This window comes from Achromobacter maghribensis, assembly GCF_057334215.1.
Genome location: NZ_JBHFII010000047.1, coordinates 366,267 through 378,810, shown reverse-complemented (window position 1 = coordinate 378,810; position 12,544 = coordinate 366,267). Strand labels below are relative to the sequence as shown.

Below are 12,544 nucleotides of genomic sequence, written 5' to 3'. Positions count from 1 at the left end.
GCTCCGGACCGCAATCGTGGGCGCGCGCCATCCGGGTGGCGCCGCCGATGGGCGGCCTACTTAATGCAGCCGGCGCTCACTGAGAAACCCGCTCCACTTCCCATGCACGCGGCTTCTTCACCGCCCAAGGTTGATACCCCTTGATGCTGCTCCGGTAAGCGCCGATATCCAGGCCGTTATAAAGCGGAATGCTGGGAACATCCGCCAGGAACAACTGATGCAGTTGATCGAACGTGGCCTGCCGCCTGGCGTGGTCCGTATCGACGGACGCCGCTGCCACCAGCTTCGCGGCCTCTGGGTTATCCCAGACCTTGCGCGGTTGCTTGGCCTTGTCGCCCGTCACCATCTCGTAGTTCAGCGCCGCGTCCAGGCGCGCCGAATACGGGAACGTCATCATCTGGTAGGTACCCGCGTTATAGCGGTCCAGCTGCGTCGCCCACTCCACCACCGACAACTGCGCGTTGATGCCGATCGACTGCAGCATCGCCTGCACGATCACCGCCGAGTTATACGACTGCGGGTAGCGTTTGGTGGTCAGGATCGATAGTTCCTGGCCCTTGTAGCCCGCTTCCTTCAGCAGCTTTTGCGCCTGCGCCGGATCGTAATTCCAGCCTTGCTTCTGGACCGCGTCATGGTAGGGCGAGACCAGCGGCACAATGGAATTATTGGGCTGGGCCAGGCCTTCGGTCACGGCCGCGGCCAATTGCTTGTAGTCGATGGCGTGGGCCAAGGCCTGGCGCATCTTCGGGCTGGACAGCACCGGGTCCTTGGTCTGCAGCAGCAGCGCCGTCATGCTCATCACCGGCGCGTAGGCCACCTTCACATTCGGCGTGCCTTGCAGAACGGGAACGTCGTTGTTGGACACGTCTTCGATGATGTCGATGTTGCCGCGCTGCAAAGCGGCCTTGGCGGTGGAATCGTCGGGCACGATCATGAAGCGGACTTCATCCACCAGCGGACGCTTCGATCCGGTATAGCCGTCGCGCTTGCCATCCAGGTTCGAATAGCCGGCGAACTTGGTCAGGCGGATATATTCGCCGCGCTTCCATTCAGCCAATTCAAATGGGCCGGTGCCCACGGGTTTGATCCAGGCACCATCCGCGCCGACCGAATCCTTGGACAGGATGCCGGTGCCGCCGCAATCGGTGCGGGCCAGCGACGCCAGGAACAGGCTGGTAGGCTTTTCCAGGTGATACACCACCGTCTGCGCGTCGGGCGCTTCCACGCCGGTCACCTTCACCGTGCCGCGGCCGTCGAATTCGCTGGCGCAGCGCCAGCCGGAATTGGCGGCGGTGTAATGCTGCCAGGTCCACAGCACGTCGGCCGACGTCATCGGTTTGCCGTTGTGGAACTTGATTCCATCGCGCAGCTTGAAGGTATACGTCTTGCCGTCGGCGCTGATGTCGACCGATTTAGCCAGCAGTGGGCGCACTTCGGCGTCCTCGCCGTAGGCCACCAGGCCTTCAACGATGTGCAGCACGACCGCGTCGCTGTTGCTGTCGCGGTTGACGCCGGGCTCGGTGGAGCGGATGTCGGCCGTCAGCGAAATACGCAGCGGCGGCGCCGATTGCGCGACCGCCGCGCCAGCCAGGCTGGCAAGCGCCAGCGCAACCACGGCGTGCAGACAATGATGCTTCATTGATATTTCCTCGGGTTGCGCGGACGCGTTGCCGGTCAGGCGGCGGCCAGCAGTTCAGGTTCTGCCGTCAGGCTGTAGCGGGTGAACGTGCGGTTAAGCGCCGGCAGCGGCGCCACTTCCATCAGGCCCGCAGCCGGTTCCATCACGACCATGGCGACCGTGGCCGACAAGTTGTCGTGGCTGCCGGGGCGCGGCGGGCGGCAAACGGAGTAGGGCGAACCGAAGTCGTCGAACAGCGCGCGCTTCAGGTCTTCGCGCGTCAGTGCCGTCTTCTCGTTCAGCAGGCGGCGCACGCGCCAGTCGCGGTAAGCGCTTTCCGGTGTGCTGGCGCGGCCGGTGTCGCGCAGCTTGCCAAGCGCCACTTCGCTGACCCAGTGGTTGGCGTGCACGATCAGATCGTCGGCGCCGGGGTAGATCGGGAAGGCTTCATCCGTGGTGCATTCGTAGTCGACGCCGAAGCCGGCGGCCATGCCGATCATGATGTTGTTGGAGCACGACTTGGGCGTGGTGGCGACGGCCTTGATGGCCAGCGCGAAATGCTGCTGTTCCAGCACCTTGCGGCGGATCAGCGACAGCGGCACGCCCAACTGGCGGAAGTCGCGGTCGGATTCCAGATAGTTCGCGGTGATGGACACGCCTGCGCTGTTCAGGCCGCTGCGTGCCAGGCCGCCGGCTTCCACGAACGTCAGGATGTCGGGGCCGTTGTCGTTGCGCACGCGCAGCACGACGGCGGTTTCGGCGCATTCGGCGCGCCAGTCCCAGTTCTGGCCGTGGATCAGGTTGCCGTTGGCCGAGCGGGTGGGCAGGATCAACGCGCCGGTGCAACCGTCGCCGGGTTCCAGTTCGGCCGCTTTTTTCTTTTCGGCGCGCGCCTTGGCGACGACTTCGGTGCGGGCGTTCACCATGACGATGTCTTCGAACGACACGTCGGCGCCTGCGGCGATACCGCGCATTTCTTCGAGGTAGTGCGGAGCAAAGTCCTCGATCTCGCGCGCGAAATGGGCGATGAGCTCGGTGCGCGCCATGGCGTCGTAGCCCAGGTCGACCAGGGTCTGGCCGTACATGGCCGCGCTTTTGCGCACACGGTTGGCGGCTTGCTGGCCATAAGCGCGGCCACGGGCTTCGGGCGTGCCGGAAACCGATACGAAGGGGAATTGGGTGATCTGGGTCATGGACGGGTAAGCGGCGACGCGCGCCGTGGGGTCGGAAGGGGATTCAAATCTGCAAAAATGTTAGCTTATTTTGGCGCCAATATTGCTCAGGGTTTACCCAGTGACGCGCTGATGATGCTTATTCCCGCTGTAGGGCGTGAGCCGCCAGGTCGCCGCAGGTCGTGAACGTCGCGCCCGCCGCCCGGAAGCGTTCCAGCAATTGCTCCACTTTCTGCAGCCGTGCCGCGCGGCCCACGCCGTTGTCGGCGCGCGGATGCAAGGTCAGGCAGGCGTAGCCCTCGGCCGCCAGCAGCGCGTCGCCCTGTTCGACCCAATGCGCGTAGGCGCGGTCCTGAGTGACGCGACGGCTGAAGTGGGTGGCGTCGCACAGGCCTTCGCTCCAGGGCAGTTCGACCATGCCCGCGCCACCGTCCAGGTCCAGGGCGTAGGGCGCGTCGTCATCGATGGCGCTGCTGTCGTAGCGGTAGCCCAGTTGCCGCAGCAACGGCACGGTGCGCGCGGAAAAGGCGCTGCTGGTGTAGCGGAAACCCTGCGGCGCGACGCCCGTCAATTGGGCCAGGCGGTCGCGGGCGCGTTCCAGCACCTCGCCTTCGCGGTCGCCCAGCGTGCTCAGGTCTTCGAAGGCATTGCCCTGGGAGGCGGCTTCGTGGCCGTCGCGCAGACTTTGCTCCAGCAGGTCGCGGCACCGCTCGGCTTCGAATACCGGCCAGAAGAGCGTTGCGCGGATGCCCTGGCGGCGCAGCATGTCCAGCACACGGGCCAGCCCGCCGCCGTAGGCGTAGCGGCCATGCGCATCGCGCCCATGCAGCGCGGTTTCGGGTTGCGTGGCGGCTTCGGGGCCGACGCCTTGCACGTTCAGCGTGACCAGCACGGTCTTGGGGGCGGTCATGCGCGTCTCCAGTGGTCGGGGTGGGCCAGGCAGTGGCGGGCCAGCGCTTCCAGCGTCATGACATGCACGTCGGGTTGGGCGGCGACATGGCCCAGGAAGCGGTCCAGGGCCGCGGCGCGGGCGGGCGTGCCGGAACCGCCAGCCGCCTTGGGATGCACGGTCAGGTGGACATAGCCTTCCGCTTGGCGCAGGGCCTCGAATTCCTGGACCCAGTTGTCGTAAGCTTCGGCGGCCAGGCTGTGGCCGGAAAAGTAGAACGGATAGTCGTCCAGCGACACGGTGTTGTTGGGCAGCATGATGAAGCCGGCGTCGTCATCGGCCAGATAGGGCCGGTCCTGGTCTTTTTCGCTGGCGTCATAGCAGTAGCCCAGCTCGCGCAGCGCCGGCAAGGTGCGATGACTCTTGCGCCCGGACGGCGAACACCAGCCTACCGGCGTCACGCCCAGTTCCTGCTGGATGATCCGGTGGGTCTTCGCCAATAGCGCGGGCTCCTCGTCGCCCAGGTCCCAGGCTTCGTGCAGATAGCCGTGCGCGGCAATTTCGTGGCCGGCGGCCAGGATGGCGTGGAAGGGGGCGGGGTAGTGTTCGACGTCGTAGCCGCAGGCGAAGAAAGTGGCGGCCATGCGGTGCCGCGCCAGAATCTCCAGATGCCGGGGAACGCCGCGCCGGATGGCGTAGCGGCCTGCCGTGTACGGGCCCGCCGGGAATTGCTTGCGGCCGACTTCGACCGCCGGGCCGTCCACGTGGACGGTGACGCAGACCACGGCGCGCACGGGCGCCGCGCTTGCCGCTCGCAACCCTTGGGCGCGCAATTCGCGGTCCAGCGGCAGCCAGGGATTGTCGTCGGCGCGGATCGCCGCGCCGTAGGGAATTCGTTGCATCAGGTGGCCTTGATGTTGGCGTTTTTGATCAGGGCGCGCCATTTCTCGCTTTCGCTGGCAACGAAGCGGCCCAGTTCTTCAGGTGTGCCGCCATGCAGCTCCAGCCCGTTTTGCGTCAATTGCGCCAGCGCGGGCTGTTTAAGCGCGCTTTGCACCGCGCCGTTCAGCGTCTTGACGATGGCGGCCGGAGTGCCGGCGGGCACGAACACGCCGTTCCAGCCGATGGCTTGATAACCGGGGAAGCCGGACTCGGCGACGGTAGGCACATCCGGCAACGCCTGCGCACGCTGCGCGGACGTCACCGCCAGCGGGCGCGATTTGCCGCCGTGGATGAATTGCTGCTGGTTGATCACGACGTCCATCAGAATGGGAAACTGCCCGCCCAGGAAATCGTTGACGGCCGCCGCCGCGCCTTTGTACGGCACGCCGGGCAGGTCCAGCCCGGCCGTGGCTTTAAGCAGTTCCATGGCCAGGTGCGCCGAACTGCCGTTCTGCGTGATGCCGTAGAAGTACTTGCCCGGATTGGCCTTGATGAGCGCGACCAGTTCCTGCAGCGTGCGTGCCGGAAACGACGGATGCACGACCAGCACGTTGTTGTAGTAGCAGACCATCGACACGGGCTCGAAGTCCTTGACCGGGTCGTAGCCGATGTTGTCGTACAGGCTCTGGTTGACGGTGTGAGTGCCGGTGGAACCGAGCGCCAACGTGTAGCCGTCGGGCGCCGCGCGCGCGGCCTGCTGGGTGCCGATGTTGCCCGCGGCCCCGCCCTTGTTGATGACGACCACGCTCTGCTTGAGCGCTTCGCCTATGCCCTGCGCCAGCGGCCGGGCCACCAGGTCCGTGCCGCCGCCGGCAGGGAAAGGCACGATGAACTGGACGGCGCGCGCCGGATAGTCCGCCGCCCAGGCCTGGCCGGGGCGGACGATCGCCGCGCCGGCCACGGCTGCGGCTGCAGCCGTCAGGAATTGACGGCGGTTGACGCCGCCATGCCGTTCGTTGCTGCTGGGTAGCTGCTTCATGGGGTTCCCCTTGGGTTCTGTTTTTCGTTAACTATCATTATTCGATAAAAAAACAGAGTCACCAATTAGTATTTATCTATAAATGATAAAAACAAGAAAGATGATAGCCAGAGGGTCATCACTGGAAAGATGCCGATAGCTTGGCTTCATGGCACGCGGCGGCGGCGCGGAACGCTGTGATACGCTGCGCCGGTCCCGCGTTGTTCCTTGCCCCCCAAGACCCATGTCCACCCTGAAGCGAGCCCTGGCGATTCTCGACCTCTTCAGCCTTGACACTCCGGTGCTCACGGCCGAAGACATCATTTCCCGGCTGGCCTATTCGGCGCCCACGGGCTACCGCTACATTCGCGACCTGTCTGATCTGGGCTATTTGTTGCGCATGACGGGCGGCGGCTACAAGTTGGGGCCGCGCATCATCGAACTGGATCACCTGATCATCGATGGTGACCCGGTGCTGGCCGTGGCGCGGCCGATCATGCGCGAGGTGGTCGATCAAGTGGGCGGCGACGTCCTGCTTAGCGTGATCCACGGTTTGCGCATCCTGAACATCCACCACGAGCGCGGCCCTGACGAATTGGGCATCCCGCACGGTCGCGGCCGCGCGCATCCGCTATTCCGTGGCGCAACGGCCAAGACCATCGTGGCGTTCCTGCCGCGCAAGGACCAGCGCAAACTGTTTGAGGCGCACACGGATGAAGTGCGCGCGCTGGGCCTGGGCGATACCTTGGGCGAATTCACGGCGAAGCTGGACACGATCCGCGTGCAGGGCGCCTATCTTGGCGTGGGCGAGATCTCGCCCGAGCGGGCGGGCATCGCGGTGCCGGTTTTTCAGGAGGACCGGCGCATCTTCGGCGCGCTGACCGTCACCTTCCTGGCGACCCGGCTGAACACGATTGCGCAGGACAAGACGACGGCGCTGCTGCAGTCCGCCGCCCGCCGCATCGAATCGTTGGCCCTGGCCGCGCGCATGAAAGAACAGGCCCCCGCGCCGTAGGCGGCAGGGGCCTGTCTCAAGTCAAACGCAGCGGGTCGCGTCAGGGCTGCCTGGCGGCGGTCTCCGGTGCCCGCGTGGGCGAACCCATGGCCTGGAACAGCGCCGCGGTTTCGGTCAGGCGCGCATTCGCGTATTCCAGTTCGCGCAGCCGCGCTGCCACGTAATGCTGTTCGGCCGCGTATTCCGTATAGGGCGCCAGCGCGCCCAGCCGCACCCGGCTTGCCGTATTGCGGTAGGACTGCTCGGCCGCTCGCCGCGACGCCTCGGCCGATGCCAGCGCCTGGCCGTCGGCGTCCAGTCGCGACAGCGTATCGGCCACATCCTGGAACGCGGTCAGCACGGTCTGCTTGTATTGCAGCACGGCGGCTTGATAGCGTTCCTGGGCGGCGCGGCGTTCGGCCAGCAGCGCGCCGCCATGGAAGATGGGCTGTGTCAGCGATGCCCCGATGGCCCAGATCGGCCCGGCGCCCGACAGCGCCGACGGCCAACTGAAGCCGCCTTTGCCCATGGACGCCGATAGCGACAGGCTTGGGAACAACTGCGCGGTGGCCACGCCCACGTCGGCCGCCGCGGCTTGCACCACGGCATCGGCCACCAGGATGTCCGGGCGCGACGCCAGCAGTTCCGACGGCACCACCACCGGCACCTGCGGCGGCACCGCCAGCGTGCCGAATGCCAGATCGTCCGGGGCCTGGTCGGGGCTGCGGCCCAGCAGCACGGCAAGCGCGTGCCGGGTGGCGTGCCATTGCGCGCGCAGGCCGGGCAGCGAGGCTTCCAGCGTGGCGGCATCCTGGTCGGCGTCCAGCGCATCGTTCTGCGATGCCGATCCCAGTTCGTAGCGGCGCTGCGTATCGCGCGCCACCTGGCGCAACAGCACCACCTGCTTTTCCGTCAGCGCCACACGCTCGGCCAGCGAGGCGGAAGTGATGGCGCCGGTGACGATATTGCCTGCCAGCGATCGGCGCGCGGATTCCAGCTGGAACGCCTGCTGTTCGACTTGCGCCGCCAGCGAGGCGTTGGCGAAGCGTGCGGCGCCGAACAGGTCCAGGTCGTAGGTGGCCTGGATCTGTCCGGTGAAGACGTTGTATAGCGCCGTGGGCTCGGGCAGGTTCGGCATCGTCAGCGCCCGGTTGCGCTTGGCGTTCGCGCCGGCGTCCACCGACGGCAGCAAGGACGAATTGACTTGCGCGCGCAGTTGCTCGCGCGCGCCCGCCAGGTTGCGTTCGGCGGCGGCCAGGTTGGGGCTGTTGGCCAGGCCTTCTTCCACCAGCGCGTCCAGCGCGGGCGAACCATAGCGCTTCCACCACTCTGGCACCGGGCGCGCACCTTGTTCAAAACGTTGCGCCACGCCCTGGGCGGTGGCGCCCGCAGCGGGCGTGGCTTCCACGCCGTACTGCGCGGGCGGCGTCACCGCAGGCGGCTTGCTGTCCGGGGCGAAGGCGCAGGCGCCCAGCACCAGGATCAGGGGCAGCGCCAGCGGCAGTCTGGCCGAACGGAGGCGAAGGTTCATCATCATCAGGTTCCTCGTTGCAGCGTGTCGGCGGCGTTGGCGCCGGGCGGCACGCCTTCCGGTTCGTCGCGTTCGTCATGGCGCACGCGGAACCAGGCCGCATACAACGCGGGCAGGAAGAACAGCGTCAGCACGGTGGCGCTGGTGATGCCGCCCATCAACGCCGTCGCCATGGGGCCGAAGAAGTTGCTGCGCAACAGCGGGATCAGGGCCAGCACCGCCGCGGCGGCCGTCAGCACGATGGGGCGGAAGCGCCGCACCGTGGCGCCGACGATCGCATCCACGCGCTTGTGCCCGTTCAGGATGTCTTGCTCGATCTGGTCGACCAAAATCACCGAGTTGCGCATGATGATGCCAAACATGGCGATCACCCCCAGCATCGCGACAAAGCCGAAGGGCTTGCCGAAAAGCAGCAGCGCCGCGACCACGCCGATCAGTCCCAGCGGCGCGGTCAGCACTACCATCAGCACCCGCGCGAAGCTTTGCAGCTGCACCATCAACAGGGTCAGCACGGCCACTGCCATCAGCGGCATCTGCGCATTGATGGACGACTGGCCCTTGGCGCTTTCCTCGACCGGGCCGCCGACTTCGATGCGGTAACCAACGGGCAGCTCGGCGCGGATCGCATCCAGCTTCTTGTCGATGGCGTGCGTGACGTCGATGCCCTGCGATCCGCTGGCCACGTCGGCCTGCACCGTGATGGTGGGTTGGCGGTCGCGTTCCCAGATCACACCGTATTCCAGGTCATAGCGCACCTGTCCCAGGCTGCCCAGCGGCACGGGGCCGTTGGGCGTGGGCATGGCCAGCGTAGCCAGGCGAGCGGGGTCGACGCGTTCGTCGCGCGGTGCCCGCAGGCTGACGTTGATCAGCTTGTCGCGCTCGCGGTATTGCGTCACGTTGTAGCCCGACAGGGTCATGGCCAGGAAGTCGGAAATGTCGCTTGAACTGATGCCTAGCTCGCGCGCCTTCTGCTGGTCGATCTCGAAGCGCACGGAACGTTCCGACGGCTCGTCCCAATCGAACTGCACGTTCACGGAACGGTTGTCCGCGCGAACTTCGGCGGCAACCTTTTCGGCCACGGCGCGCACGTCGGAGATCTTGTCGCCGCTGACGCGGAACTGCACTGGGTAGCCCACGGGCGGCCCATTTTCCAGGCGCGACAGCCGGGTGCGGATGGCGGGGAATTCCTGGCGCAGCATCGGCGTCAGCCATTGCGCCAGTTTTTCCCGGTCTTCCACGGAATGGGCGGTGATGACCAACTGGGCGAAGTTGGGCGTGGCCAGCTGCTGGTCCAGCGGCAGGTAGAAGCGCGGCGCGCCCGTGCCGACGAAACTGACCGAATGGTCGATTTCGGGCCGGCCATCCAGCGCCTTTTCCAGCCGTTCGACCTGGCGCAGGGTGGCGGCGAACGACGCGCCTTCCTGCAAGCGCACGTCCACCAGCAGTTCGGTGCGGTCCGAACTGGGAAAGAACTGTTGCGGTACCAGTTTGAAGCCCGCCATCGACACGACGAAAATCAGCACGGTGGCCGCCAGCACCCAATAGCGCCGGTCCACGCACCAGGCCACCCAGCCGCGCAGGCGCTGGTAGAAGCGGGTGTCGTAGATGTCGTGTTCGTGATCGTGCGGCAGATGGGATTCACGCTTGCGCTCGGGCAGCAGGCGATACCCCAGCAGCGGGATCAGCACCACGGCGGCGAACCACGAGGTGATCAGCGCAATGGCGGACACCTGGAAGATCGACCGCGTGTATTCGCCCGTGCTGGACTTGGCCAGCGCGATCGGCAAAAAGCCCGCCACCGTGACCAGCGTGCCGGTCAGCATGGGAAACGCGGTGCTGGTGTAGGCATACGCCGCCGCGCGGGCGCGGCTCCAGCCTTGTTCCAGTTTCACCGACATCATTTCCACGGCGATGATGGCGTCGTCCACCAGCAGGCCCAGCGCCAGCACCAGCGTGCCCAGCGACACTTTGTGCAATCCGATTCCGAACACATCCATGAACAGCGCCGTGACCGCCAGCACCACCGGAATGGAAATCACCACGACCATGCCCGTGCGCAAGCCCAGCGACACCAGGCTGACGATCAGAACGATGGCGACGGCTTCCGCCACCGACCGCAGGAAGTCGTCGACGGAATGCGACACCGCCTGGGGCATGCTGGATACCTCGGTCAGCGTCAGGCCGGCCGGCAATTGCGCCTTGAGCTTTTCGAACGTCGCGCCCAGCGATTTACCCAGCCGCACCACATCCTGACCGGGCTGCATGGTGATGCCGATGCCCAGCACGGGACTGCCGCCCGCGCGCATCTGTTCGATGGGTGGGTCGTCGTAGCCGCGATGGATCGTGGCGATGTCGCCCAGCCGGATCGACTTGCCGTTCACGCGGATCAGCGTATCCGCCAGCGCGCGGCTGTTTTCAAACTGGCCGGTGGGGCGCACGAAGATACGGTCGTCGGCGGTCGTCAGTGTGCCGGCGCCGGCCACCGCGTTCTGCGTGTTGATCGCCTGGGCGATCTGTTGCGGCGACACGCCCAGCCGCGTCAGCTGCGTGTTCGAGATTTCGATGTAGACGTGTTCGGCCTGGTCGGCAAAGTAGTCGACCTTGGCGACCCCGGGCACGCGCAGGAGCACGGTGCGCAGCGTGTCCGCATAGTCATGCAGTTGCGCGGGCGGGAAGCCGTCGCCGTGCAAGGTATAGATATTGGTGTAGACGTCGCCGAATTCGTCGTTGAAGAACGGACCCTGCACGCCCTGGGGCAAGGTGGCCTGGATGTCGCCGACTTTCTTGCGCACCTGATACCACTGATCGGCCACCATGCTGGCCGGCGCCGAATCTTTCATGGTGTAGAAGATCAGCGATTCGCCGGGGCGCGAGTAGCTGCGCAGGAAATCCGTATTGGCGGTCTCTTGAAGCTTCTTGCCAATGCGGTCGGTGACCTGTTCCTGCACCTGTTGCGCCGTCGCGCCCGGCCAAAGGGTCTTGATGACCATGACGCGGAAGGTGAAGGGCGGGTCTTCGGATTGCGCCAGCTTGGAATACGACAGCACGCCGAACAGCGTCACCAGCGTAATGATGAAGATCACCAGCGGCTGGTGGCGCAGCGCCCAGGCCGACAGGTTGAACTTGCCTTCTTCGTGGCTGTGGCCAGCCTCGCGGTCCGGCGCGCTCATGACGCGAAATCCTCGGGATGCAGCGGAGGTACCGCGCGGACGCGCTCGCCCGCCGAAACGGTATGCACGCCTTGCCAGACCAGGCGCTCGCCCGCCTGCACGCCGCCGGACAACGTGACCGAACGCGCGTCGTAGCGCAGCACCTGCACGCGGCGCAGCTCCAGCGTGTCTTCTTGCGGCTTGACCACCCAGACCGCCGGTTGCTTGCCATCATGGAACAGCGCGGTGGCCGGCACGGTATACGTCGCCTGATTGTCCACGCCGCGGTTGTCGAAGCTGATGTTGGCGGTCATGCCCAACCGGACGTCGGGCGATGGGGAATCCAGCGTGAGCTTGACTCGGTAGGTGCGGCTTTGCGGATCGGCCGCGGGGGCGATCTCGCGCAAGGTGGCGGTGAAGGTCTTGCCGGGCAGCGGGCCCAGCGTGACGCTGGCGCGCTGGCCAACGGTCAACGCGGCCAGCACGCTTTCGGGCACGTCGCAGATGGCGTCGATGTCGCCGGACCAGGCCAATTGGTAGACGGGCGTGCCCGCGGCCACGTTCTGGCCGGTGTCTGCCTGTTCCGCGGTAATGACGCCCGCGTGGTCGGCTTGCAGGGACGTGTATTTCAGCTGGTCGGCCGACAGCGCCGCCTGCTGGGCGGCCTGGTCCCGCTGCGCCAGCGCCGAGGCGTACGCGTTGCGGGTCTGTTCCAGCTGGGTGGCGGCAATCAGGTTTTCACGCGATTGGGCGCGGTCCCGGTCCAATTGCTGGCGCGCATAGTCCAGTTGATGCTGGGCGGCCGACAACTGAGCCTTCGCGGCTGCTGCGTTCTTGGCGGCGTCGGCCGGGTCCAGCTTGGCCACGATTTGGCCGGGGGTGACGGTGTCGCCCAACCTGACATGGCGTTCGATGATCTTGCCGGCCACGCGGAACGACAACGGCGTGCTGTAGCGAGCCTGCACTTCGCCCGGAAGCGTCCAGGCAGGCAGGCGCTCATCGGCCTGCACCGGCATGGCGACCACGGGGCGCGGCGTGGGGGGAGGCGCTTCCTGGCGGCCGCATCCCGACAGCGCCGCGGCCAGCGCCAGGACGGCCGGCAAGGCCAGCCGGCGGGTCCAGCGGCGCGGGGCAGAAGAGGGCAATGCCGCGGCAGCGGCAAGGTCGTGCGCGGCAGGAATCGCGCAAGGGTCAGGACAATTCACGAAACACCTCGCGGCGCGGAAACGGGGCAAAAGAAGGCGAGTCAAACTCGATACGGCCTGGATTCTAATGCAACTATGAATTCAGA

Annotated in this window: 9 protein-coding genes; 1 reads left to right on the top strand and 8 read right to left on the bottom strand. The window is 66.2% G+C overall.

Features of this window, described 5'->3' with window-relative positions; all coding sequences use genetic code 11:
• Positions 1-76 precede the first annotated feature (76 nt).
• The 5 genes from ACE039_RS21665 to ACE039_RS21645 all read right to left on the bottom strand — a co-directional run bounded on the left by ACE039_RS21665 (position 77) and on the right by ACE039_RS21645 (position 5,600).
• Entirely contained in the window at positions 77-1,639 is a 1,563-nt protein-coding gene (locus ACE039_RS21665) for an ABC transporter substrate-binding protein (RefSeq protein ID WP_485823293.1), read from the bottom strand.
• 35 nt (positions 1,640-1,674) lie between these two features.
• Positions 1,675-2,811 (bottom strand): C45 family peptidase, encoded by a 1,137-nt coding sequence (locus ACE039_RS21660; protein WP_313460082.1) that lies wholly within the window; start codon positions 2,809-2,811, stop codon positions 1,675-1,677.
• Positions 2,812-2,929: 118 nt separating this feature from the next.
• Positions 2,930-3,700 (bottom strand): polysaccharide deacetylase family protein, encoded by a 771-nt coding sequence (locus ACE039_RS21655; protein WP_485823292.1) that lies wholly within the window; start codon positions 3,698-3,700, stop codon positions 2,930-2,932.
• The gene (locus tag ACE039_RS21650; RefSeq protein ID WP_485823291.1) at positions 3,697-4,581 is read right to left on the bottom strand and encodes a polysaccharide deacetylase family protein; all 885 of its coding nucleotides are present in this window, start codon (positions 4,579-4,581) and stop codon (positions 3,697-3,699) included. The genes ACE039_RS21655 and ACE039_RS21650 overlap by 4 nt, the downstream gene beginning before the upstream one ends.
• Positions 4,581-5,600: a Bug family tripartite tricarboxylate transporter substrate binding protein gene (locus ACE039_RS21645; protein ID WP_485823290.1), complete on the bottom strand. Its 1,020-nt coding sequence runs from the start codon at positions 5,598-5,600 to the stop codon at positions 4,581-4,583. The genes ACE039_RS21650 and ACE039_RS21645 overlap by 1 nt, the downstream gene beginning before the upstream one ends.
• A 223-nt stretch (positions 5,601-5,823) precedes the next feature.
• Here ACE039_RS21645 and ACE039_RS21640 point away from each other — a divergent pair, with 223 nt between their 5' ends.
• Entirely contained in the window at positions 5,824-6,594 is a 771-nt protein-coding gene (locus ACE039_RS21640) for an IclR family transcriptional regulator (protein ID WP_485823289.1), read from the top strand.
• A 40-nt stretch (positions 6,595-6,634) separates the two neighbouring features.
• Here ACE039_RS21640 and ACE039_RS21635 read toward each other — a convergent pair whose 3' ends face one another.
• The 3 genes from ACE039_RS21635 to ACE039_RS21625 are packed head-to-tail and all read right to left on the bottom strand — an operon-like array spanning position 6,635 to position 12,398.
• Positions 6,635-8,107 (bottom strand): efflux transporter outer membrane subunit, encoded by a 1,473-nt coding sequence (locus tag ACE039_RS21635; RefSeq protein ID WP_485823288.1) that lies wholly within the window; start codon positions 8,105-8,107, stop codon positions 6,635-6,637.
• A gap of 2 nt (positions 8,108-8,109) precedes the next feature.
• Positions 8,110-11,274 (bottom strand): efflux RND transporter permease subunit, encoded by a 3,165-nt coding sequence (locus tag ACE039_RS21630; protein WP_485823287.1) that lies wholly within the window; start codon positions 11,272-11,274, stop codon positions 8,110-8,112.
• Positions 11,271-12,398, bottom strand: coding sequence for an efflux RND transporter periplasmic adaptor subunit (locus ACE039_RS21625; protein WP_485823348.1), 1,128 nt, complete (start codon positions 12,396-12,398; stop codon positions 11,271-11,273). Before ACE039_RS21625 ends, ACE039_RS21630 begins: the two co-directional genes overlap by 4 nt.
• Positions 12,399-12,544: the final 146 nt, after the last annotated feature.

Bases quoted from the DNA above. Each gene is read 5' to 3' on its own strand.
- ACE039_RS21665 (WP_485823293.1), bottom strand. From the start codon at position 1,639: ATGAAGCATCATTGTCTGCACGCCGTGGTTGCGCTGGCGCTTGCCAGC.
- ACE039_RS21660 (WP_313460082.1), bottom strand. From the start codon at position 2,811: ATGACCCAGATCACCCAATTCCCCTTCGTATCGGTTTCCGGCACGCCC.
- ACE039_RS21655 (WP_485823292.1), bottom strand. From the start codon at position 3,700: ATGACCGCCCCCAAGACCGTGCTGGTCACGCTGAACGTGCAAGGCGTC.
- ACE039_RS21650 (WP_485823291.1), bottom strand. From the start codon at position 4,581: ATGCAACGAATTCCCTACGGCGCGGCGATCCGCGCCGACGACAATCCC.
- ACE039_RS21645 (WP_485823290.1), bottom strand. From the start codon at position 5,600: ATGAAGCAGCTACCCAGCAGCAACGAACGGCATGGCGGCGTCAACCGC.
- ACE039_RS21640 (WP_485823289.1), top strand. From the start codon at position 5,824: ATGTCCACCCTGAAGCGAGCCCTGGCGATTCTCGACCTCTTCAGCCTT.
- ACE039_RS21635 (WP_485823288.1), bottom strand. From the start codon at position 8,107: ATGATGAACCTTCGCCTCCGTTCGGCCAGACTGCCGCTGGCGCTGCCC.
- ACE039_RS21630 (WP_485823287.1), bottom strand. From the start codon at position 11,274: ATGAGCGCGCCGGACCGCGAGGCTGGCCACAGCCACGAAGAAGGCAAG.